This window comes from Domibacillus mangrovi (assembly GCF_001906925.1).
In the GTDB taxonomy this organism is placed as follows: Bacteria; Bacillota; Bacilli; order Bacillales; family Domibacillaceae; genus Domibacillus; species Domibacillus mangrovi.
On the sequence record NZ_MRWQ01000006.1, the window covers coordinates 337,438 to 361,255 of the forward strand.

25 protein-coding genes and 1 riboswitch are annotated in these 23,818 nt (G+C 35.4%); of the genes, 11 read left to right on the forward strand and 14 right to left on the reverse strand.

What is annotated here, in order from left to right; all coding sequences use genetic code 11:
* The first annotated feature begins 126 nt into the window (after nucleotides 1-126).
* Both BLL40_RS08940 and BLL40_RS08945 read left to right on the forward strand, forming a co-directional pair.
* Complete coding sequence (locus BLL40_RS08940; protein ID WP_073711563.1) at nucleotides 127-813, forward strand: C40 family peptidase; 687 nt, start codon at nucleotides 127-129, stop codon at nucleotides 811-813.
* Nucleotides 814-1,074: 261 nt separating this feature from the next.
* Nucleotides 1,075-1,509, forward strand: a complete 435-nt coding sequence (locus BLL40_RS08945) for a hypothetical protein (RefSeq protein ID WP_073711564.1) — start codon at nucleotides 1,075-1,077, stop codon at nucleotides 1,507-1,509.
* 285 nt (nucleotides 1,510-1,794) lie between these two features.
* On the opposite strand, the gene BLL40_RS08950 is transcribed toward BLL40_RS08945, so the two are convergent.
* Entirely contained in the window at nucleotides 1,795-2,322 is a 528-nt protein-coding gene (locus BLL40_RS08950; protein ID WP_073711565.1) for a dUTP diphosphatase, read from the reverse strand.
* 812 nt (nucleotides 2,323-3,134) lie between these two features.
* Between BLL40_RS08950 and BLL40_RS08960 the strand changes: the two genes are divergently transcribed.
* Both BLL40_RS08960 and BLL40_RS08965 read left to right on the forward strand, forming a co-directional pair.
* Entirely contained in the window at nucleotides 3,135-3,260 is a 126-nt protein-coding gene (locus tag BLL40_RS08960) for a YjcZ family sporulation protein (RefSeq protein ID WP_073711567.1), read from the forward strand.
* A gap of 957 nt (nucleotides 3,261-4,217) precedes the next feature.
* Complete coding sequence (locus BLL40_RS08965) at nucleotides 4,218-5,540, forward strand: ATP-binding protein (protein ID WP_073711568.1); 1,323 nt, start codon at nucleotides 4,218-4,220, stop codon at nucleotides 5,538-5,540.
* 412 nt (nucleotides 5,541-5,952) lie between these two features.
* Here the strand turns inward: BLL40_RS08965 and BLL40_RS08970 are convergent, their stop codons facing one another.
* Both BLL40_RS08970 and BLL40_RS08975 read right to left on the reverse strand, forming a co-directional pair.
* On the reverse strand, nucleotides 5,953-6,276 hold the full coding sequence (locus BLL40_RS08970) for an ImmA/IrrE family metallo-endopeptidase (protein ID WP_073711569.1): 324 nt from the start codon (nucleotides 6,274-6,276) through the stop codon (nucleotides 5,953-5,955).
* 398 nt (nucleotides 6,277-6,674) lie between these two features.
* Nucleotides 6,675-7,442 carry a TSUP family transporter gene (locus BLL40_RS08975; RefSeq protein ID WP_073711570.1) on the reverse strand — a complete coding sequence of 256 codons (768 nt, stop codon included), beginning with the start codon at nucleotides 7,440-7,442 and terminating at the stop codon, nucleotides 6,675-6,677.
* A gap of 156 nt (nucleotides 7,443-7,598) precedes the next feature.
* Between BLL40_RS08975 and BLL40_RS18210 the strand changes: the two genes are divergently transcribed.
* Nucleotides 7,599-7,724, forward strand: coding sequence for a LysR family transcriptional regulator (locus tag BLL40_RS18210; RefSeq protein WP_159434214.1), 126 nt, complete (start codon nucleotides 7,599-7,601; stop codon nucleotides 7,722-7,724).
* On the forward strand, nucleotides 7,718-8,044 hold the full coding sequence (locus BLL40_RS08985; RefSeq protein WP_073711571.1) for a LysR family transcriptional regulator: 327 nt from the start codon (nucleotides 7,718-7,720) through the stop codon (nucleotides 8,042-8,044). The genes BLL40_RS18210 and BLL40_RS08985 overlap by 7 nt, the downstream gene beginning before the upstream one ends.
* 82 nt (nucleotides 8,045-8,126) lie before the next feature.
* Here the strand turns inward: BLL40_RS08985 and BLL40_RS08990 are convergent, their stop codons facing one another.
* From BLL40_RS08990 to BLL40_RS09035, 10 genes are all read right to left on the reverse strand, one after another.
* Nucleotides 8,127-9,470, reverse strand: coding sequence for an MATE family efflux transporter (locus tag BLL40_RS08990; RefSeq protein WP_073711572.1), 1,344 nt, complete (start codon nucleotides 9,468-9,470; stop codon nucleotides 8,127-8,129).
* Nucleotides 9,460-11,007, reverse strand: coding sequence for a CehA/McbA family metallohydrolase (locus BLL40_RS16800; RefSeq protein ID WP_083566444.1), 1,548 nt, complete (start codon nucleotides 11,005-11,007; stop codon nucleotides 9,460-9,462). The genes BLL40_RS08990 and BLL40_RS16800 overlap by 11 nt, the downstream gene beginning before the upstream one ends.
* Nucleotides 11,000-12,289 (reverse strand): hypothetical protein, encoded by a 1,290-nt coding sequence (locus BLL40_RS09000; RefSeq protein ID WP_073711573.1) that lies wholly within the window; start codon nucleotides 12,287-12,289, stop codon nucleotides 11,000-11,002. Before BLL40_RS09000 ends, BLL40_RS16800 begins: the two co-directional genes overlap by 8 nt.
* 12 nt (nucleotides 12,290-12,301) lie before the next feature.
* Nucleotides 12,302-13,129, reverse strand: coding sequence for an ABC transporter permease (locus BLL40_RS09005; protein WP_173799913.1), 828 nt, complete (start codon nucleotides 13,127-13,129; stop codon nucleotides 12,302-12,304).
* Nucleotides 13,129-14,286, reverse strand: coding sequence for an extracellular solute-binding protein (locus BLL40_RS09010; protein ID WP_073711574.1), 1,158 nt, complete (start codon nucleotides 14,284-14,286; stop codon nucleotides 13,129-13,131). Before BLL40_RS09010 ends, BLL40_RS09005 begins: the two co-directional genes overlap by 1 nt.
* Nucleotides 14,258-15,337, reverse strand: a complete 1,080-nt coding sequence (locus tag BLL40_RS09015; RefSeq protein ID WP_073711678.1) for an ABC transporter ATP-binding protein — start codon at nucleotides 15,335-15,337, stop codon at nucleotides 14,258-14,260. The genes BLL40_RS09010 and BLL40_RS09015 overlap by 29 nt, the downstream gene beginning before the upstream one ends.
* Before the next feature lie 22 nt (nucleotides 15,338-15,359).
* On the reverse strand, nucleotides 15,360-16,181 hold the full coding sequence (locus BLL40_RS09020) for an ABC transporter permease (RefSeq protein WP_073711575.1): 822 nt from the start codon (nucleotides 16,179-16,181) through the stop codon (nucleotides 15,360-15,362).
* 53 nt (nucleotides 16,182-16,234) lie between these two features.
* The gene (locus BLL40_RS09025; protein WP_073711576.1) at nucleotides 16,235-17,269 is read right to left on the reverse strand and encodes a LacI family DNA-binding transcriptional regulator; all 1,035 of its coding nucleotides are present in this window, start codon (nucleotides 17,267-17,269) and stop codon (nucleotides 16,235-16,237) included.
* 355 nt (nucleotides 17,270-17,624) lie between these two features.
* The gene (locus BLL40_RS09030; protein ID WP_073711577.1) at nucleotides 17,625-17,825 is read right to left on the reverse strand and encodes a hypothetical protein; all 201 of its coding nucleotides are present in this window, start codon (nucleotides 17,823-17,825) and stop codon (nucleotides 17,625-17,627) included.
* A gap of 630 nt (nucleotides 17,826-18,455) precedes the next feature.
* Complete coding sequence (locus BLL40_RS09035) at nucleotides 18,456-18,683, reverse strand: hypothetical protein (protein WP_073711578.1); 228 nt, start codon at nucleotides 18,681-18,683, stop codon at nucleotides 18,456-18,458.
* Between the two features lie 333 nt (nucleotides 18,684-19,016).
* On the opposite strand from BLL40_RS09035, the gene BLL40_RS09040 reads away from it, so the two are divergent.
* The 3 genes from BLL40_RS09040 (at nucleotide 19,017) to BLL40_RS09045 (ending at nucleotide 22,541) form a co-directional block, all read left to right on the forward strand.
* A complete protein-coding gene (locus BLL40_RS09040; RefSeq protein WP_073711579.1) occupies nucleotides 19,017-19,352 on the forward strand; it encodes a L,D-transpeptidase in 336 nt (111 codons plus the stop codon).
* A gap of 702 nt (nucleotides 19,353-20,054) precedes the next feature.
* A complete protein-coding gene (locus BLL40_RS18010) occupies nucleotides 20,055-20,180 on the forward strand; it encodes a hypothetical protein (protein ID WP_281247246.1) in 126 nt (41 codons plus the stop codon).
* Nucleotides 20,181-21,065: 885 nt separating this feature from the next.
* A riboswitch (cyclic di-GMP riboswitch) is annotated at nucleotides 21,066-21,152 on the forward strand.
* 78 nt (nucleotides 21,153-21,230) lie between these two features.
* The gene (locus BLL40_RS09045; protein WP_073711580.1) at nucleotides 21,231-22,541 is read left to right on the forward strand and encodes an S-layer homology domain-containing protein; all 1,311 of its coding nucleotides are present in this window, start codon (nucleotides 21,231-21,233) and stop codon (nucleotides 22,539-22,541) included.
* 92 nt (nucleotides 22,542-22,633) lie between these two features.
* On the opposite strand, the gene BLL40_RS17165 is transcribed toward BLL40_RS09045, so the two are convergent.
* Nucleotides 22,634-22,855, reverse strand: a complete 222-nt coding sequence (locus tag BLL40_RS17165) for a hypothetical protein (RefSeq protein ID WP_143180107.1) — start codon at nucleotides 22,853-22,855, stop codon at nucleotides 22,634-22,636.
* Between the two features lie 99 nt (nucleotides 22,856-22,954).
* Here BLL40_RS17165 and BLL40_RS09050 point away from each other — a divergent pair, with 99 nt between their 5' ends.
* Nucleotides 22,955-23,134 carry a small acid-soluble spore protein H gene (locus BLL40_RS09050; RefSeq protein WP_073711581.1) on the forward strand — a complete coding sequence of 60 codons (180 nt, stop codon included), beginning with the start codon at nucleotides 22,955-22,957 and terminating at the stop codon, nucleotides 23,132-23,134.
* Between the two features lie 171 nt (nucleotides 23,135-23,305).
* Nucleotides 23,306-23,446, forward strand: coding sequence for a hypothetical protein (locus tag BLL40_RS17555; protein ID WP_173799914.1), 141 nt, complete (start codon nucleotides 23,306-23,308; stop codon nucleotides 23,444-23,446).
* Nucleotides 23,447-23,818: the final 372 nt, after the last annotated feature.

Sequence of the window (23,818 nt, forward strand, 5' to 3'; positions counted from 1 at the left end):
CGGGCTTTTACGGGCAGTTGATCCCCCGCTTATCCTCCTTTTCTTTTCGACGGCTTGAAGCGAGGTCTTACTGCCCGTTAATGCGGGATAAAAAAGCCTTAAATGTATTTCAGGAGGATAACGAAGATGAAAAAGGTTATAGCGGCACTGGCAGTCACAGGCATTTTACTTAGCGGACCAATCAATAGTGAGGCTGCTTTAGGCGATCAGACATTAAAAGCAAATATGAAACATCAAGATGTAGTGGAATTGCAAGGAGTACTTCAAAAGAAAGGCTTCTTTAATTCAAATCATCGAAGTACCTATTTTGGTGCAAGTACGAAGAGAGCCGTGATGAATTTTCAAAAGAAAAACGGTTTACGGGCCGATGGAATTGTTGGGGCTAATACATACAAAGCATTAAGTTTAACAAAAAAAACAAGTTCACAAGTTAAGGCTGCTTCTTCTAAAACTCCTTCTACTCTTGTAAGCGTGGCAAAGAAATATACGGGTGTTCCATATGTATGGGGAGGCAACACACCTAAAGGGTTCGATTGTAGCGGTTTTTTAAAATATGTATTCAAGGAAGGTGCGGAAACTAGCATTCCAAGAACCGTAGCTGATATTTATAATAAAGGGACAAAGGTTTCATCTCCGCAAGTCGGCGATATTGTTTTCTTCCAAACCTATAAAAAAGGTGCTTCACATGCCGGTATTTATATTGGTGGAAATAAATTTATACATAGCTCTTCCTCAAAAGGAGTAACGACTACATCACTAGATAATTCATACTGGTCACAACGTTATCTTGGTGCAAAAAGAATTATAAATTAAACAGGTAAAAGCGTTTGCGATCATTAAAACCTCGCTTTTAAACAAGTATTTCATCAAAAAGCCCGTTCTTAAAAAGCATCTGTTTAAGAACGGGCTTTTAATATACTTAGGCATGACACTAAAAATTTCATTGATACAAAACTATCTATCTAATTCTTTATTATTTTTTTAATTTTCATATTATTTCGAATATATTAAAAGGAATAAGCTACTGCACGTCGAACATATTTCATACACAAAGATAGTTAAAGGGGTGGTCTGTTGAGTCATTTAATTATTTTTTGGAGACATCTCCATGATGATGTATTAGACGTAGAAGAATACAAGAAGTTATTTTATAACAAGTCTCTTGAGGAGTTAACTCAGTCTGCTAAAGAACTCTGCATAGTAGATGGGCCAAAACATAATCCGCAAGAGTATAGAACGATCATTTCTGAAACACCCGCAGGCTGTATAAAATTTTATACGAGAGAACGGTCTGTTGGGCTCCCTTTCCAAGTAATTTATAAAGGAACTGCAAATGATTATCTGGATTTTCTCATCTCTTTAAACGTTATGCTATGTCTGCTTACTACTTCTCGTGAAAAATATTCATTTATCATTAGCTTGTACTCTAACTTGAAGTATGTAAATGAAAAAGCCGCTGCTAGATTTGCAGCCGATATAGGAAATGAACTATACTTTTCTATGAAATAAAACTCATCGCCCCGTTCTCTCATGAGTACCGGGGCTTTTTCTTATTTATTTTATTTCACCTTATTCATCTGGTGCGCTTATTTATTCAGTTCCTTATAAGCTAGAACTTTTAAGACGAATATCTCTTCTTCAGTTAATTTACTTTCAAGCATATTTAGTAATTCTTGTTTCTTTTCAACTGTAAGTTCACCTTGAACGCTGGACTATTTACTTCGCTAATGATCATTGTACTTTCGAGGCATATTTTGTATTTAAGTACCGCCTAGATCTTTGTTTCTCTATCTATTAGTACGTGCTTGAATCCTGTCTAGCGTGATTAACCGAGTTCTTACTCATATACACTTCTATTACCTGCTCCCACGTAAACCCAAGTGCTTGTCCAAGTTCAATGAAATTATTGAAGTAGCAGATGTAATCATAACTATTATTTACTGCATGTACATCCGACATGAGATAGGAGAACCTTTCTTCAATTGTATCCACATCAGTTCTTTTAACCGGTTGGTAATCATAATTTTCTATATGTTCGTTATGGTGATCTGCCCCAATACCTAAAATAAAATGTAAACCGTCTACGAATTCTTCTAAGAGCGGATAGTGCGGTGTTCCATCATAATCATATTGGATAACGTTTGGTTTCTGGTTGTTACTCCAAAATTTAAATCCGCGCCATTCATTTGCTGTCTCCGCTAATTCTACCTGCAGTGCGAGTATTTTCTTTTGAAATCGATCTTCCCCGTCCATCGGTGGATGTTCTATCTCGATTCTTTCATCTAATATCCTTTGCATATTAAATAATTTTTCAAGCTTCATTGCGCTTCACTCCCCATGTTATTTAAAAATTCTCTATTCCGATTTTTTTCTCCCGCAGTTCGGTTCGACGATATTCGTCATTTTCTTTTATCATGCCGCCATTCTGTTATTTCGTCAATAGCGATCTCGCTTTGCCAGAACAACACAAACGATAAGTTATAGAATCATGTTTGTGTCTTCCATTCTTTCCACATTTCCACTTTTAATTCATATAAAGTGAAACTTCATTCAGTGGGGGTTTTCTTCATCCCCCACTGAATAAAAAGGAACTCAGGTAAAGAGCGCCGCGTCCTGCGACAATACCGGAGTGACCGGCTTCGGCCGGCCCGAACCAATCGGGCTTTTACGGGCAGTTGATCCCCCGCTTATCCTTCTTGTCTTTGCGACGTCTTGAAGCGGGGGTCTTACTGCCCGTTAATGCGGGATAAAAAAATTTAAAATCTCACCTATGATGTTTGTCCGTCTCCAAGTTACGACGAGGTGCATCTAATAGAGTAAACAAGGAGGTGATTTTGATGTATCGTCCTGTTAGACCAATTATCTGTCCCCCAAAGTGTGTATTTCATGATTTCTACACTACACGCGAAGTCCCTGTTATTCATCCAATCGTAAATATCAATCGCCAACATATTGTCAATGTTCCCCGTCATATTTATCAGCCGATGACAAGAAACGTCGTTGTAGATCCTGGTTATCCGATGGATTGTTGCCCTCGTCCTCGCTGCAGATAATACTTTTTGTTTTTTTATATGAGCATATGTACAAGATTTTATTGAATTTTTTCATACTATATTTGCAAAGAGGTGATATTTATGAGTTCCGAAAGCTGTGGTGGATATGGTTCTGGCTTTGCGCTAGTTGTGGTTTTGTTCATTCTTTTAATCATCGTTGGAGCATCTTACTTAAGTAGTGGATATGGAGGCGGCGGATGCTGCTAGGATGTAGCCTATGATCCTTTTAAATGTACCCTCTCTCTCCTTAACCACCAATCTAATTGAGCGACTGTATGTAGTAAATACAGCCGCTTTTTTCATTCAATATTTGCGTCTTATAAAAATTTTTCACGCATTCTTAAGAATCACATTACATTACACAATCGCCTATTATTACTTAAGAGCAATGAGATCGAAAGGACTAACAAACAACAATGATATCATTTCCTCTGACTTTGAATCATTTGTTAATAGGCTGCTCTGAAAAAGGGTTTTCTTTTTATGTAGAATTTCAACGGTCACAAATCTTGTTTGCTGAAGAACGTCTGGAGTATTAGCTAATACTACACGCTATGGTAATTAAGGATAAAAGAAAAACATTCTATTTTTTCCTTAACTTCCTCCATTTGTAATTATTTGTCGAAGGAAAAGTGTAGAATTCTCTTTTTTTTTGTAGGAAGATAGAAAGAAATATTCATTATACATTAGGAGCATGCTGCGGCGTGTATCTACTCTACCAACATACCAAGTTTTTTTCATTATACATGTATATTAGTATGATAAGGTCAGCCATTACCGCGCGACAGGATAAAATGGAAGAAGTTAGATCAGCAATATAACCCCATCTGTTGTGAAAGTTGTTGAAAAAGGAGGTGCTTCTTGTACACCGGGTACCATGATTGCTCAAACAAGATTAAAAAGGAATGATGGTTTTCTGGAGGATCAATCATAATAAATTGTCTGTGAGTAAGTTGTTTTGCATATCGAATGAAACATAACCATCATAAAAATCATTGGGCTTATAAAAACTAAAGGATCACTTTCCTCTCCGCAGTAGCCTTTCTCTAGTCGAACTTTTTCCGATTTCTGAGAACGAGGGACTGTATGAAGCCTTCTCTTTTAGGCACTGGGAACAGACAAAGATGTTACAAAGGTGATATTAAATGAGAATGGAGATAATAAATGAATGCCATATTTGATAACACTCAGACCTTTTTGTTAAATATTTTCTTAGTTTATATTTGTTTCACTCTATATTTCAAGTTCATCGAAAGAAAAAAGAATCGATTAACAAATAAAACCATCATTACTCTTGCCTCTGGGATATCAATTATCTTTTGTATGAGCTTTCCTTTGACATATTTTGAAGAACGGGCCATTGATTTCTCCTCAGTTCCTTTAATTGTGGGAGCCTTATATGGGGGGCGTAGGGTTGCTGTTATATTAGTGTTGACTACACTGACATATCGATTTTATTTAGATACGCATAACTTTCATATAGCCCTATTTATCTATTTTCTGTTCCTCATTTTATTATGTTTTATTATTCCCTTTTTTAAAAATGCCGTTAACTTAAGAAAAAAAGTATACCTTGCCGTGTTAGCTTCTCTATTTGGAGTATTATCTATAATGGCCATGATGTTTCTATTTTTATCAGAAGAAACTGTTACAGAATACATCGAGTTTTTCATTTTCACCTTATTCCTTCAATCAATAGGGAGCACATTTTTTGTGATTTTTAACGAAAAAGCAAGAAGGGATGTCACCCTCGAGAATGAAATAGGCAAGCTTGAAAAACTAAAAACAGTCAGCGAACTTGCCGCAAGTATTTCTCACGAAGTACGCAATCCATTGACTGTAACAAAGGGATTTCTTCAATTATTAAAAGATCCCGATCTCACAGATGAAAAGAAGATTGGTTACATAGATATTGCAGTTGATGCTTTAGATCAGGCAGAATCTACGATTACTGATTACCTCACCTTTGCAAAACCTTCATTAGAAAACATAAAGTTATTGGATCTACACAAAGAACTAATATACATCGAGAATTTCATTGATCCTTATGCAGCTATGAACAATGTACAAATTGAAGTGCATCTTCAAGAAGATATCTATATTGCTGGTGAAGATCAAAAGCTTCACCAGTGTCTTATAAATGTCGTAAAAAATGGCATTGAATCAATGCCTCAAGGAGGAAAATTACTAATTGAGTTGCGACGTGTTGTAGACAATGCCATGATCACTGTGACAGATACAGGGATCGGGATGGATGAGGAACAACTCGAACGTTTAGGAAGTCCCTTTTTCACAACAAAAGATATTGGCACTGGGCTTGGTACAATGGTTGCATATAGTATCATTAAAACGATGCGAGGGGAAGTTGTAGTAAAAAGCGAAATAGGCAAAGGAACTAGCTTCTCTATTCTTCTTCCTATAGCTGAAAACTCGCTGTCTCCCGCAGAGGATAATCTGTTAGGTAAGTTATCCAGCCCCTCTCTATAGAAAGAGTGCAGGGCTAGCGAGGATATTATAACTGTTAGTATTTATCGAATGAATTATTTGGAATCCCCTCTTTTTACAGGATAATTGACAGTATCACTCTAAATGTCCAACTCTCCCCTTGAGTATGTTCCTTCCAATACTTGCAGCCGGGGACTTTCCCCGGCTTTTTTGTATAAACTGTTTTAAAATGGATATACTGTTTTTGTACGATGATTTCCCGTCATACCCAAACCCCATTAGTCTTTTCTTTAGTATAGCTAGGGCAACCTAGCTTTTTTTATGCACTCATTCCTATTGAACATGTTCAAGTGACTTCAAAGGAGGATTCAGCATAGAAGAAAAATACAATTTAAACGTTCAATCAAGAGTGCAATCTTCTTACGTGAGTACCGTAAATGCGGAATGAAGAAGATTATTTATCCCTGTCATGTGACAGGGTTTTATTCTTTCTATCATTAAACCGTAAATCGTTATCCTTCAATACTTGGTATAAAATCATCGCGACACGGTTGATCATATCTTCATCCTGCTCTTCAATCCCGGCTTCAAAGAAAACCCCATGTAGGATTTCATGTACCAGCACCTGTTCTTTTCTATCCGCCGCTAAGTTAGCATCCACTTTGATGGTTCCTCTTGTATATAAGATCTGTCCTAAAATGTCAAATTCATTTTCCATTCCTTCCACTTCCTCGATCTTATATTTAATCCCACCGATCTTCACCTTGTTTGGCAACATGTGCTTTCCACCCCTCCGGTTTTTAACATATTATGAAAAGACACGAAGCCCTGTCACCTGCTTTTGTGTGTCACTTTGAATGCTAATTTGCGCATGTTTTAAGTGCTATTTTTCACGCTAAATACATTCAAAAGCTTTAGTACGTTTTTTTGAAAATAAGAGCCAAAACTAATTAATTAGTCTTCAGTGTGTTAAAAAACCCCTGTTCCGTGAGCTCTAGGTTACGGAATAGAGGTTTTTAAAATGAACGGGCGGTTTAGACCGCCTGTTCATTTTTCTTCAAGGTTTTGTACACGTTAGTTGAATGCAGAAAAACAAGATCGCAATATTGTATTTCAAATAATGGATCCTTACTCTTTAATAGAATTACGAACCTTTAGAAACATATACTTGAAATATTAATGAATATAATCATAAATATTTTTCGCTATGAGTAAAAAGGTTACTGTAATAAACAATAAACGAACATAGCTGCTTCCTTTTCTAATCGCAAATTTCGAACCGCAAATCGCGCCAGCAATTCCGGCAAGTCCCATTGGTAAACCATAAACATAATTGACTTGTCCCAAATACATAAACATTAATAATCCAGCAATATTACTTCCAAAGTTTAAAAATTTTGCGTTTCCAGCTGCCTTGATGAAATCAAATCCAATCATTAAAAAAGCAAACATTAAAAACGAACCAGTTCCAGGTCCGAGAAATCCATCATAAAAACCAATCGCAAAAATTAGTGCTGTAAATAGAATAAAGCGGTGGACAGATAATTTTTTATAAGTTGAAACACTACCCCAATTTTTCTTGAAAATGGTATAAATCGCAACAGCCGCGAGCATGATCAGCATTAATGGCTTTAGTACTTCCGGATTCATTAAATGAACAGTCCATGCACCGATCATCGAGCCAATAAAAACAAGTGGAAATAACTTATACACTGATGTTAAATCGATTTTGCCAGAACGATAAAACATTAATGTACTTGTCAAAGAGCCTATTGTTCCCACTAATTTATTGGTAGCAATTGCTGCTGATGGAGTCATCCCTGTAAATAATAACGCAGGCAATGTAATGAGGCCGCCACCACCTACAACCGAGTCTATAAAGGCAGCTAAAAAGCCTAAAATAATCAAAATAATTAATAACGTTGAGTCTATTTCAAGATGCATTCCAATCAGCCTTTCAATTTAATAAAATTACTTTGTTTCATCTTTTCATCTCCATGTAGTTTTGTTCCCTCAAATTATAAAGGTAAAATATATATAAATAAAATCAAAATTTTAAATACATAACATGAATAAAATTTATGGATAGGGATGACAAAAATGAGCCTTACAAAATATGAGGTTTTCAACACTGTTAGTCTAACGAGAGCGGCGGAGGCTTTAAATTTAACTCAGTCTGCTATTAGTTATTCTATCTCGAATCCGAACTTGGGTTTCCTTTGCTGATTAGAAGTCGGTCTGGTATCACTTTAACGAGCAATGGGCAGAGTGTATTAAAATATGTACGAACGATTTTAATCTGGAACGATAAACTAAGGCAAGAAGCTGCCTCCACCAATGGGCTTGAGGCTGGTACAGTTCGGATAGATGCATTTACAAGTGTTTGTGTTCAATGGCTTCCTGAATGTATGAAGCATTTTAAACAAGATTATCCATTTGTAAAAATTAAGGTTTTTCAAGGAAGCGATCAAGATATTGAAAAGTGGATTGCTAATGGGGTGATAGATTTTGTTTTTATTACTTTACCGACAGTAGAATCATTCTAAAATGGACATATTAAGATAGCAATAGGTAAGGTTGAGATAATATCAAAACCTTACCTATTGCTATTTTTAAGTCTGCTATGCATTATGAAATAGATTCAGTTGATGGCTTTTTTGTTACCCGTATTCTTAATCTCTTTTTAAGTTGTTGTTTCCATCTTATGAAGAATAATATGGAGCGGAATAACTCATCACCAACCATGAGAATCCAAACATCCACAACCGTTAATTCATTTTTAAAAATAAAGAGTATCGGTACAACTATGCCCCATAAAGAGAATATGCTAATAAATACAAATTTGCTATCTTTCATTGCATATAACGAACTAATTAAATTGACATTGATCGCTCTAAATGGCTCTAAGAGTATTGTAATGAATAGCATACTTGCAATCAACATAGCAATCGAGTCATTAATATCATAAAAGAGAATAAGTTGCTTGTGAACTGAATATAAGAGTATACCTAGCAGCAAGGATAGTGTGCAATTTACCTTTATACTTCTTGAGACGATTGGTACAACTTCTTCGATTTTATGTGCACCTAATCGTTGGCCTAACAAGATTTGAGTAGCTTGTCCTATCGTAATTGTGAAAATAAAGATAAACTCAGACCATGTTTGAACATATGTTTTTGCTTGTAATTGTTCTATCCCCCATGATAGGACAACCCAACTTAAAAATAATTGAAAAATCATATATGAAAACTGCTCAGCTGCAGTAGGAGCTCCTAAAAGAACAATTTCTTTTATATTTGCTTTACTAATGTGTTTTATTTTCAGTTGGACAATTTTTGATTTTGTAATGAAATATCCATACATACAAAATGGAATGAGATGTGAAACAACCGTCATAATTGCTATAGCAAACATTATTTTTTGCACAGAATCAAACAAAAATAAACTAGCTATATTACCACAAAAATTTAACGTTGTACCAATCATCAGTGCTAGAATGATTAATCTTCTCTTTTGTACATTTCGTAAATATACTAAGAAAATAGAGTTTATCCCCTGGATTGGAATAGACAGTGATAGGATTATAAAAAATGGAATAGCTAACTCTACTAATGAATCCTCCAAGCCCATCAATAACAAAATATTTTTCGAGAATACTATTAAAACACTAGATAGAACAGTAGCTGCAAATAGAACTACCACAATTCCACTAGTCATTGTTCCCGACATTTTCAAAAAATTTTTTTCTCCATAATAGTAGGAAAATAAAATATTTGTTCCTAAAATAGCTATACCGACAAAGACGATACTTAGCGCCATGATTTGATTGATTAGACCTACGGTAGCTACCGCATCATTCGATACTTTCCCCAACACTAAAATATCAATACTACCTTGTAAAACTCTAAAAATTTGTTCAATAAATATGATCGATGCTAAAGAAAATAGCGTAACTTTACCATTATTTTCCATAACTTTCTACTTCAAAATATATTGGATTCGTAAAAGTAATCAAATCTTTGTGAGTGGAATAAATAAGTAATCTAATCCAAGAAACTTGTTGTGAATCCAGTACTGGTAGAACATCCACTTCCTGCTGAAGATTACCTTCACATTCTTTTCTATAGATCTCACCTAAGTTCGAGTCAAGTACAATCGTATAGTGTGTATTATATTCGGAAATCCCAAGTTGAACTTTAATCGAATAGTCGTCGCATACCTGGATAGCGTCACCAGAAATGCATTTGTCCTCAGCGTAAAATTCAATTTTAGGACCCATGCTAATATATGAGTTACCTTTTTTAATCGCTCGTTTTACATCATCGGTTGTAGCATTTTCCGGTAGATAGAGATATAAGGAAGCTAGTTGCTTAGTTGTTTCAGTTACATGCCAATCTCGACCACAAGTTGCAGAAATTCTAGATCCATTATTTAGCAATTCTGTCCATTTTTCAAATGCAAGTTTGTTTATTTTGCTCCTGTGTGGATTTTCTCCATTCCATACTTCTATAAAATCATAATGATCAAAATCTAACGTCTCATATTCCCAATAACATCCTGTACAAAAGGGGGATCCAATCTGAAATGGATGTGCAATCCCGACAATGGCTCCTTCATTTTTTACTTCTCTTATGCTATCTTCAATGGAAGTAGGCCCTACATTACTCCAGTTTATTGCTGTTAAATGGTCATAACCAAGTGTTAACATATGACCGTAAAAAGTAGTCCACTCAATTCCTCTAATAAGGTGGACGCCATACGTATCCTCTAGTTCTTGTATTCTTTCCGTTGCACTCATCGTATTGTGATCTGTAATCGCTAAATAAGAAATACCCAATTCTTTTGCTTTATTCACTAGTTCGTCTACAGTTTGAAAGCCATCACTATGATTCGTATGACAATGAATTTCACTTTTTTTCCAAGTGTATGTATCCTGTTTACTGGATGTCAATCTGTCATCTTCAGGAGCGATAAATTTTATCTTTTGTACATCTTGCAGTGGTTTATTGAACCACCTTTTGCTTTGTACGATAGAATGGACACCGTAAACAGCTAATTGTATGTCACATTTCTCTGATAAAATACAATGACAATTCACTGTTATAGTCCACATGCCACTGTTCATATCTCTATTTAAGACACCGGGGGTAGAATTCTTTTCTGCAACGTTTATTATAGTATTTTCTGGACTAAAGCGGTGGCAATTCCCACGAAATCCAATTGGATCCTCAATAGAAATCGTTAATAAATTTTTGAAAGGAGCAAAATCCTTTACTACCTTTCTATTTTTCAGTAACTTTTCATCGTAAAACTCAAATGCTTTACCAATCAATTCTTGATTTTCCGGACCATATTCAACTAATTTAGGTGAATATGAAAACATGATTTCTATAGATTCAACCCCTTCAGGTAGATAGAAGCGATGAGATATATGACTTTGATCAGAGCTTTGTTTGACAATCATCTGACTGTTCAATAACTCCATTCTTCCCTTTAAAATGTTACTCATTGCTAATTCCTCCTATAGGAATAATAGAGTTTTCTTTAGTAAGCATGAATGGACTCTCTATTTTATAAACTAAATCCAACACTCCATCCTCACGCAAACTGAAAAACTCGATTTTATTAATGATCATTTTTTCTCCTTGCAGCAATCGAACATGCATAGTAGGAAGACATTTTTGTACCTCATCGACTTCAAAAGCTATTGTGAAATTTGGATATGTATCACTATACGATCCGAACCCATAGACAGGATCATGAAAGTCGAAGGAAGAACTAACATTCTTTCCTCTTAATTGATAAGTAAAATCAATAACATTGTTAGTCGCTTCGCTACTTGTATAGCAATAAGCGTATAGATAGTTAGTAGGGGATACGATTTGATTCATTGGGGCACTGTTTTCAACCAGTTGTCTTTCCGCTTCTTTAATCATTATTAAATTGATATCTGGACGTTCCTTCATAAACCATTCGCGTGAATCTGTATGAGGGTTCCACTCTATTTCAGGTGCAATCGAAAAACAATACTCAGAATTTATCACATGATCGAAGTTTCCGTTTGTCGTTCTAGTTTGTAGTATTGGTCTTTTGCTATTGAGTGCGTATTGACCTGTAAATGTCCGAACTTCATGATGAGGACCTTGGTATTTCGCCTCAATTATTTCAGACGTTTTACTATTTAATGTAACACCATAACACCACTCAATGTCTAATGTTCTTCCCCATTTCGCCATTAACAATTGCCCTGGTGTTCCTTCATCTTCGTGACTGAAAATATAGTGATAATCAATTGTGATTGTCTCATTTTGTACTTCAGTAATTGAATAAAGTAAGGCTAATGGTGTATCCGTATAACAGTTGTCATAGTGTGAGAAGTGATTTCTACCATACAAAACAGGTGCGTGTTCATATACCAATGTTTCACGTGTAGATAATTTCGATTCCGAGCATGTGACATTATGTATGGTCACTACTGTTCGTTTATAAACAGCTACTTCTTTATTACTAATCTTCACTTTATAATTTCCTTCATGTAGAAAACCTAAATATAGGCTATAAATATAAGGATTATCTCCCATATAAGTTACGATTGTGTACTTGAAAGCTATATCCTGCTCCCCTATAACCTCCACTAATAATAAATTTGATTCATTTCCTTTTTTACCCCAATCAGAATCAGAGGAGGCTTCAATATGTAAATCATAAAAACCATTCGCTTCAACTCGGAAAGAATATTCAACTTTATGGTTAAACAATGCGTGTGCTTTTTCTACTCCTGATAACTTCATCTTTAGCACTCCTTATGAATGGCTTTCATTTTTCATCATATTTTTGATGTATATAAAACCTACCACGGCACACATAAGAAATAATATAACCGCAATACTACTTGATTGTCCTAATTCATGATATACAGAAAAATGTTGCTGCATGGATACACCTAGCATTTGCGGCGCATTTTTGTCAATTAAATACGGCGCGGTAAAACTCCCAACAATGCCCATAAAAGCAAATGTTAATGCCACAAGTAGCGTATTATATGACAGCGGTAAAATGAATTTGAAAAATATAGTCAGCTTTTTAGCCCCAACATCTCTCGCGCTTTCAATAACTGAGCCAGGAATCGCTGATAGTGCAGACAGGAGTAGCATTGTAGTAAATGGGATGTTAAACCACAAATTCATTAATACAAGACCTTTGATATCATACACAAAAGAAGGCATATTTTCCGATCCGATAAATCTAGCAATCCATCCATTATCGCGATACATATTAATAAATCCATAAATAGCGATAATCCCTGGAATAAACATAGGAATAAAATAAAGTCTGCTAATAACCTTAGAAAACCAACTGTTAGAAAATCTTAAATAAGCTGCAAGTGCATAGCTGATTATTAACACTAAAACACAGGAAATCAATGTAACAAGCATCGTATATTTAAAGTTATTCACCATCATAGGATCCGTTAAAACATACTTATAATTGTCCCAAGTAAATTGATTTTCTTCATTTTGAAAACTTTGTTTAATAGATATAAAAACTGGCCAAACAACTAATATGATTAAAGAGAGAAACGATGGCAAAACCATCGCTATCCCCAAAAGTTTTTGCTTTTTCGCAATCATTAATTAGCAATCTCCTTTTGCCATCTCTTATTTAGTTCTTCCCCTAAAGTACCACCGTTAAATAGTCTGTATTTCCCAGAAACACTTTCAAATTCTAATTGTAGTTCTTCATCTAGTAAACCCCATTTAATACCTGGGAAACCGTACATTTTTTCGATGACTACTTTTTGAACTTCAGGTGTTAACGCATAGTTAACAAATTCTTGTGCTGCCTCTTTTTCTTGTTCATCATTGTCTGCTGGTACCATTAAATAGGCTGGACCTCCAGTAAAACCAGGGTTAATTTGTTTTAGTTTTGTATTTTCTGGAAGTAATTTGTTGTTCATTTGCTCCAAGGCCATATCCGACCATGCAGGAACCATGTCAACTTCTCCATTGGCTAATAGGTCTAGTGTTCCTTGATTTTTTTTCGGATAAACCCCTTCTTGATATAAATATGGCTCTAGATCATTTAGAATTTCAAATCCTTTATCCCAATCTTTCATAATACTTTCATCTTGAATATTCATCGCTTCTGCTGGAAGTTGGTTATAGATTGTCGATATTACAAACGAGCTTCCTGAACCACCTGTAGTTGGATCGTTGTATGCAAATTTACCAGGGTGATTTTCAATCCATTTATATAAATCCTCAGGTGTGTCAGGTACTTCTTTGACATTGTCGCTGTTGTACGCTAAGACTACTGCAGACGCACGGTATGGAATGGCAAGATTTTGCGTTCCTTTCATATTGTTTTCTTCAATATTTTTAATATTTTCGATATTCGACTCATCTAATTTCTCAAATAGATTCTCTTCTTCTCCGCGAATTGCATCTTCGAGTCCACCTTCATAAATATCTACACCAGAGTCTTTATTCGCTTTTTTTGCTGCTAATAGTCGATCCATTGTAGACTGTCCACCTTGTCCTGCGGGTAAAAAGACTAATTCAACATCAATGTTTTCATTCTCTTGTTCGAACAGTGGAATAACTTCTTCCCAAAAATTTTGTACATTTAATGAGCCAGTCGAATAAAGTGAGACTTTAACTTTTTCTTCAGATGTTACGCTATCTCCAGTTTTTTCATTTTCATTACAACCTACTAGTGATAATGCAGTTAAACCTGCAAGTGCTGTGATCGTTAGTTTCTTAGTATGCTGCTTCAAATTCTTTAACATGAGTTGAGCTCCTTTTGATATTTGATTTTAGTTCATTATTTCCATAAAATCTGGCAGCTTTAATACAAACGCCTACATGTTGCTCTACAGATAATGTCTCTAATTTTCGCTTTTCAATAAATGTCTTGAGCAAGCCAAATTCAGTTTGAATTGTTACTTCTGCATAATGACCTAGCATCATAATTTTCTTTATGATTCCATTAACGTCTGGATCAACATCGGTAATCTCTATATCTTCTAGTCGAATAGCTGTTTGAACCTTTGAATTTCCTACATCTGCAACTTCAAACGAAGAATTCCCTAATTGAACGATTCCATCTTGAGCTTGCAGTTCAATAAAGTTCATTTTTCCGATGAAATTGGCAACAAAATACGTTTTTGGTGAGTTATAAATTTCCTTTGGTGCATCTAGTTGTTCTATTTTTCCTTTATTCATAACGGCAATTCGGTCAGATATAGCCAATGCTTCTTCTTGGTCATGCGTAACAAATATCATTGTTAGCTTTTGAATGGCTTGAATTTCTCGCAATTGTTCTCTTAGTTCATGACGTAATTTTGCATCTAACGCTGAAAAGGGTTCATCTAACAATAAGACTTGAGGATCTAAGAGTAGTGCCCTAGCTAGAGCAATCCTTTGTTGCTGTCCACCAGAGAGTTCAGATGGAAATTTCTTTTCCATTCCATCTAAATGTACTAATTTCAATGCCCACTGTACCCGCTCATTGATTGCTTCTTTTTTCATTTTTTTTAATTTCATACTAAACGCCAAATTGTTATATATATCCATATGTGGCCATAAATTATAGCTTTGAAATACCATAGCTGTTGGCCTTTTTTCCGGTGAATATTTACTGATATCTTCATTGTCTATAATGATTTGTCCTTCTTGAGGTGTTACAAAACCTCCAACTGATCTTAAAATTGTTGTTTTCCCACAACCAGATGGACCAAGTAACGTTAGTAATTCTCCTTTTTTAACTTGTAAATGAATATTTCTAATACCTTCTCCTGTTTTGTAAATATTGGTTAAACCTTTAATTTCTAATTGCATATGCATTTTATTCACCTTTTCCTTATTTCATCTGAAATCCACCAGCTATGGCATCACTTCCAAGAAACTTTCTAGCTGCTAATAAAAGAACAATAGTTGGTAGTGTTAAAATAATCGAAAATACTGCTCCAGCGTTTGCTGGATAATCTGCAATAATGGAATACATTATGACAGGCATCGTTTGAAAATCTGGAATTCCCACTAATAATGTTCCTTGAGCTTCGTCCAAAGAAGATAAAAAAGTAAAAATTGATGCCACAATAATCCCTGGTGCAGCAATAGGTAATGTAATATGCCAAAACACCCTTAAAGGAGAGGCTCCTGAATCTCTCGCCGCTTCTTCTTGCGACTTTTGCACATTTTTAAATGCGGCTGAAGGAATCCATGTCATATACATAAGCGTATTAATGACGTGAATCAATACGACCCCTACAAAGGTATTCATCAATCCAAATTTATAAAACATTACACCAACCGCTACATACAGTCCCATTTTCGGAAATGCATTTGTCAGCAAAAAGGAGAATAAAAACACTCTTCTTAATGGAAATTGCAGTCGTGCAAATGCATATGCTGCGGGTATACAAATAATAATAGATACAATGGTCACAATCGTTGCGATTGAGAAAGATAGAAGAATGGAATGTACGATTTGATCATTTCCAAACACATATTTCCACCAATCTAAAGACCAAGAAGATGGTAATTTACTCGGATATCTCCATTCTCCTGAAAATGCTAATAATACAAGGTTTAATAATGGTCCAAAAAAGAACAAACAAAATACTGCAACAATGAAAAACTCAATAATTTTCCCTCTCGGTAAAGCCTTAAAATACCACATAGATTTTTACATCCTCCATTTTATCCCGCATTGACGGGCAATAAGGTTCCTATTTAGTGACGGATACGTTCTAGGTTACTCAAACCCTCACCTCCTTTAAATCGTGCACAACTTTCCCGAATTAACAATTGGTATGGAACGTATGTCTTTTTTTCCTTGATGCTCGAACCAATATTCGCAATTAACTTTTCTATTCCCGTTTTTGCTAATAATTCAATAGGTTGTTCCACTGTCGTTAATCTAGGACGGCAGACTATTGATATTTTACTCGCATCGAACCCTACCACAGAAATATCTTTAGGTATCTGAAAGCCATAATCTAGTAGACAATTCATTGCACCCACAGCAAGATCATCACTAATGGCAAAGACCGCTGTAGGATATTTTTTATTTTCCAATGTCTTTTTCATGATTTCGTAACCACTTTCCATTGTGTAATCTCCATATGCAATTTTGTAAGTAATTTCTTCACTTGAATGTTGAACTGCCTCTAAAAATCCAGCTAAACGGCTATTCAATGTAGCATGTTCTGACTCATTCCCCGCAATAAATTGGATTTTTTTATGTCCTAGTTGAATTAAGTACTCCGTCATCGCTTTGGAAGCAGCATAATTATCTATTAACACACTTGGAATGTCTGAATTTAAAATTTCACCACTGAGAAATAGAGATGTGATACCCCACTTTTTAATTTCCTTTATCGATTGTTCCGACATTTCTTCATGCATTAAAATCAAACCGTCTACTCTCATTTCCTTTAATAGGCTGAGATATTCAATCTCTTTTTCCGGACGATGTAGAGTATTACATATAAACAATTTGTAGCCTCTTTCAAAAGCGATCCTTTCCATTTCTGATATGATCGAGTAGTAAAAACTCAAATCAACTTCAGGAACAATCACCCCAATCAAGTTAGTCTTCTTTGTAACTAGGCTTCTTGCAACCCAATTAGGTGCATACCCTAATTCTTTTATAGCTGATAAAACTTTTTCTCTTTTTTCATCAGATACATATTTTTCATTATTTAGCACTCTTGAAACTGTTGTTTTACTAACACCAGATTTTTGTGCAACATCATTAATATTCATAAAATCCCCTTACACTTAAAAACGCTCCACAGGAATATGGAATCGTTCCCATATATTTCATAACATTATTTTAACTCGCCTTTATTCATCCTCTATAAACTCTTGTTAATTAAATGTTGATAATTCATGCGTTTTTTCACAATGATTAGTCATTTTTAGTAAACAAAAAATATGATCATAAACAATTCACAATTGTATGGAATCGTTCCCATGCAACTTATAGTAATATTCTAACTCGCCTTTATTCACCCACTATTAAGCTCTTGTTAATTAAACGTAAATAATTTCATCTGGCTTTTCCAATCTAATTACTTTTAATAAACACAAATAAACTTTGCATAGCGAGTAGGTTGAACTAAAAATAGTAGTGCAAACCAAGGCATTGGTTCGCACTACTATTTTTTTGTCCAATTATATCAAGGCTTATTTGTTGATTTCTCTCTGCCATAGTTGAGTTATAAATAATGATAATTTCGAGAAATCCATTCGCTGTATACAAATAAGAGCTGAACATGAGCGGCAGTTCAGCTGAGAGTTGAATATACACATTCGTCACATCCGCATCCTCTGCAGTAAATGGGGTGATTGGCTCCCGAGCCCTGCAATGCCGCCTTCCTGCACCGTATAAGATCCATCTTCTTTTACAAAATACGTGCGTACGACATCCTGTTTGTCAATGACTTCAATGACATATCCTTCTATACTCTCATGATTGATTTTTCATGGAGCTCAAGCCGGAGCCATGTAGCCCCTGTTGTATGCCGGAAACAGGGGTACTTTTGATCACTTGGCGTAAACTGTTGATCATATATGCCCGCAATCATATCATTGGTGCCCGCCTCATTGGATGAACCATGGAAAACATCATAATAAGGACCTAGTACGATCCGTTCTGCCTAAGCCGCCCTCTGACCTGAAAATGGCAGCAGCAAGAGTATCCATTCTACATGTCAGAATAAGCATTTTTTATTTTAAGTTATTAGCTCGATAAAGAGAAAGATAGTTGGCCTAATGGGTTCGTTAAAGGGTATTTTTGAACTTCAGACAGCCATTAAGTTCATTCTCTCTATTTAATTACTCTGTTTTTTGTTTGATCATTAGCATGCTGTCTTCAGAAAGAAGCTTACAGCGATCTCCTTGATCATCATAAGTCTTTTCGTCCGTTTAGGTACGAACTGTTGAGTCTTTATGATAATTTTAACAGCAATTGTATAGATGGATGCTCCTCTAATTGTTGCTGCCTTTGTTTTGATTGCTCTCCTTTGTACATCCAACTAGCCGATTCTTTTTCCCATGTTTCAATTGATAGTTCATAAGGTTCATAAAGCTCGTTACTTTCCTTCCTAAAACCAGCTTTTACTGTTATTTTATTGCATGAATCGTTGAGTTTAGACCAGTATACCTTTCTCAGCATTGCACTCCACCTCTTTCCTTTTACTGTATTTTATTTAGCACTTACTCATCTGTCTGTATTTCACACTAAATTTATGTTTTAATTCTGAACTAATACCATTTAGTGCTCAATTTTGCTTCGTTTTTTACTCTACTGTTGATCAATCGTCTTTTCGACTGCCTGTAAAGATTTCCATGTTACACCTTCCGTTTCTGTGTGGTTTCCAAACGGTCCACTTTGTCCCTTTTATCCTTTTCACTCCTGCATAGTTTCACCGAACTATTCAATCAATACCTGTTAATGAACAAATGCCCGAGTTACTTCATACAATAATCAAAAATGGAGTTGATCTTCATGGCAAAATGGATTGACGTATCAACATCACAACATCAATTAAAACTTTTCGATGGAAATAAGCTTATAAAAGCTTACTCAATTGCAGTTGGTAAAATATTGTCACCAACACCTTCCGGGACATACACGATTATCAATAAACAACGTAATCCTGGCGGACCATTTGGAGTGCTTTGGATGGGGTTGTCAAAACCTCATTACGGTATACATGGAACAAATAACCCCGCTTCAATCGGTAAGAACGTCTCACATGGATGTATTAGAATGTTTAATCATGATGTTCTAGAATTATCATCTAAAGTTCCCATTGGTACTAGCGTTTTTATTCATAAATGACTTTGTTAATCTCCCCCTTTACTACATAGTTTGGGTCTACTGTTAAGCAATAAATAAACAGACAAAGAGGCTTAAGGTGGTCAATGAGATCATCTTAAGCCTCTTTCTATGTGCAAATTATCGCTTAAACGCTGCGCAAAATACTGGCAAAAGGACCCTTTCATGAGCCATATACCTTTTTATATTTCTTCATGCCTCTCGTCTCTTTTTCTTCTCTGATCAATAGCACGTTTCATCACAAAAGAATACCTCGTTTATTTTGACGTATGATTCAACTTTAGCTTTTGTCAATTTAGACATGACGCACACACTGTAAATCCTTCATGTTCCATTCCCTTCTCAAATTGAATGATTTTCCTTATAAAATAATAAAATCCAAATAACTCTTTTTTGTTGTCACACAAAATGATTTTCTGCGTAAAATGTAAAATCCACTAGTGATGGCATCTCAGAAGGTTAACATGATAAACCGATATTATTTTAAATTTTTGTTCAGAAAGAAAAATCTTCAACAACTTCTAATACGGGTCATTCTATCACATTCACCTATTGAAACGCACATTCCGGTATGTTACGCATGATCGAAAAATATCAGGAAGCCAGTCCTCCTTAGTTTTTGGTTTGGAGCTAATACTTTACACTTAGATAACTTTAAAGTTCAAAAGTATGATTTTATCATTACCTAGAAACGGAGGTGATAGAATGCATTGGCTTCGCTTAATCCCAATTGCTTTTTTCTCTTTATCAGCTTTATCGTTGCTTCTATTTCAAGTCGAAGGGATCATCCATTCTGTTCAGGAATACATGACATTCTATAAACAGAAATAATAATCAGATAGACACAAATCCCTTAATAGGGGGTTTTTTGTTTTATTAACCATATTATATCCACTCTTTATTAAACAATTTTGCTCTACTGTTTATCAATCATCGATTTCTTTTCATGTACTAAATAAAGTGAAACTTCATTCAGTGGGGGTTTTCTTCATCCCCCACTGAATAAAAAGGAACTCAGGTAAAGAGCGCCGCGTCCTGCGGCAATACCTGAGTGACCGGCTTCGGCCGGCCCGAACCAATCGGGATTTTACGGGCAGTTGATCCCCCGCTTATCCTTCTTGTCTTTGCGACGTCTTGAAGCGGGGGTCTTACTGCCCGTTAATGCGGGATAAACAAAATTCTACAGGAGAAATGTAATGTTACCGTCGTTACCGTCTCAATCAAATTTAGATGACATGTTCACTCAAATTAATGTGCTTCTTCTTACTACCTCTAAACAACTGTGAGTAATCTCGGTTTTCTGTATAAACTTTTCTTGAACGGGCATACTGTTACTGCTTTGTTTCAACCCCTACTTTCCAACTCTTTTACAGTCAGGTATCAACCTGACTATTTTTTGTTTTAAATTCAATTTCTACTCTGGCATATCGATCGCTTCAGTCATCTCTGTTACAGAGTATAATGGATCCTCTTTCATTGAATTTTGCACATTATTTAATTAGAAACTATATTAATTTTTCAATTCAATTTTGTTTTCCAAATCGCAGCATGAATGTCTGCCAATGTCTACTGGGAACGGAAAAGTGCTAGAATTTTGTCACATCATCCCATATGGATAAATTTTGTCAATATTTAAAAATATTCATATAAAGTTAATATATAAGTCTATTGACTGTTACAAAAAATCTTTTTTTAAAGTAAAGTAAATTATAATTCTTTCGATACTAGCAAACTTATTGAAAAATAAGGACGCAAAGCCACGGGCCTAATGTGTTTTTTTACTATGGCAGCCGGGTTTCCGAAAAAGATGGAGAACATTAGTTAGTATTCCCCACCTCTTTTTAGGGTGGGGTTTTTATATTTTTAGAGGAGGTCATTAGTATGAAGAAAATGAAAAAGACGGGTATTGTTACTGCATCAGCTTTATTAGCTTTTAGCCTGGCAGGTCCTGTTGCTGCTACAGAACATGGACGAAAATCGGTTAAAGTAGAATTTAAAGATACACAAAACATGGAATGGGCTGCAGAAAATATTGGCCGGATGAAAGTAAAGGGCATTTTTCAGGGTGATGAGGAAGGTTTGTTTCAACCAAATAAACCAGTAACACGTATCCAGTCTATTATTACGGCAGTTCGTTTGCTTGATTTGGAAGAGGAAGCAAAATCGAGAACGAACGTTGAACTCCCTTTCAAAGATGCAAGTTCAGTGAATGAGCGTGTGCGAGGCTATATATCAGTCGCATTAGAACAAAAGCTAATTGATTCGACTTCGGAAAATTTCTTACCAAATAAACCGGCGGAACGTTTATGGATTTCCAGTTTGCTTGTGCGTACACTCGGACTGCAAGATGAAGCAGCTCAGTCGAAAAATGAGCCACTGGATTTTAAAGATGCAAAACAAATTCCCAAAAATTTCATAGGTGATGTCTTTATCGCAAATGAATACGGAATTTTCGCAGGAAATACAGCCGGCTTATTTCAACCTAATAAACCAATAACGCGTGCACAAATGGCAGCAGTGTTAGATCGTACATATGGTCAATTACTTGAAGAAAATGGCGCATCTACAGTTAACGGGGTGGTCACTGATGTTTCTGTAAATAATGATACTAAGACAGGTAGCTTAACAGTTAAAACATTTAACGGCGAATTGTTGACTTATCAAATCCCTGTAAATTTACTCGTCCAGTATCATAACCTCTTTATGTCTGCGGATCAAATTTTAGTTGGCGACAATATTGAACTTAGTATAAATAACAATATTATTTTAGAGATAGCCCTTTTTGAAAAAGCATCGGATATTGAATTAAATACTGGTATTCAAAAGCTCAAATTAGAACTCCAATTCAAAAATGCTACAGAAGTTAAGTTAAAATATAAAAGCAACAGAGGTAAGACAAAAGTAGAAATGAAGGTCGAATCTGAAACCGGAAAGATAAAATATAAAGACGAAGAAGCAATTAAACGTCTTGAAGAATACTTAGCAAAGTGGAATATTAGTCCTGAAATGACCAAAGAAGAAATAAAAGATGGAATTTTAGCTACATTTAATAGTCTGGATCTAGAAGAAATCAAAATGGAAGTAAAATTTTCAAATGGTACAAAGCTGGCAATGGAAGATGGATATGGTAGCGATGATGACATGGAAAACGACGATGATAATAAAAAACGATACGCAAAAAAACAACACTAAACTTTCCATATTTTCTTACTGAATATCACCCCCTTTCATTTAGATAAGGGGGTTTTTAGCTACTTCATTTTTCTCCAATAAATAAACCTTGCTCACCTGTAAGTACATCTTTTAGCAATCTTTCTCGCCATACACTTTTTATTTGAAATGCGTATTATCCCGTTCATCCAATGCTGCACCATTGCGCCAGCCAAAATACATTTAATTACACTGACAAGACGGTTATCTAATGATTCTACTTTTAAACCTGCTCCGTCAATGATGTGTCCGCCTTTAATAGAAGACGAACCCGCATTCAGGTGAAATTCGTCCACTTTTTTCCTTTCAGCTCAGTTTTAGAACATAATGCTAAGAATAATTAAAGCTTTTAAGTAAACATTATAACTGTTACAAACCGAAAGGAGATCATGATCATGAATAAACAACGAGCACAAGAAATTGCCGCTTCACCAGTGATGGCTAATGTCACTTTCAATGAAGTACCCGTCTATATTCAACGTGTAGAAGAAAGCAACGAAACCGCTAGAATTTACCCTCTCGATGAACCGCAGAACGAACAAAATGTTCCTTTAGCTGCCTTAAGAGAACATTAATGATTTCAAGATTTCGTCACTAAATCCTGACCTTGCAAACACCGCTTAACACGGTGATTGGAGATTTCTGTCACGGAAAAATAATATGATCTGGATAAATAAAACCAAGGTGAGTATACACTCGCAAAAGACAAGACTGGTAATAAAACACAAAGGAAGGAGATGTGATATTTGAGCCCAAAAAACCTGCATGCTGGACAAAAGATTCAAAATACTGTAGACGAATTAAAGAAAAAAGGGGTTCCACTGAGAACAGCATCATATGCAGCTTCAATGGGTTATTTAAGGGCTTTCAAGAAAGGTAAATTATAAAAATCCCCCACCCATTCGTCATATCCAGGCAGGCTGTTTGTTATTCTCACTTTTATGCGGAATGTGTAGGTCGGCTACGGCCGGTCTTTTTTATAGAAGTTCCTCTCTAATTTGGACAATATAATTGTGAGGTATAACAATGGAAAGTTCAAATGTGTTTTGTTGATATGGAGTTTTAGCGACAGTTTTATTCATGCTCTGCTTTTTAAGCTGAAAGATAATATTCCATGCACTACAACATCTATAATACGTTTCTGTATATCCCTTGATTATCAGGGAAGAATATTTGTTACCCCTTGCACATTGGAGCAGTCATTATTTATTTAATGACTGCTTTTTATCACTCTTATTGAATATAAATTAATCCATTGG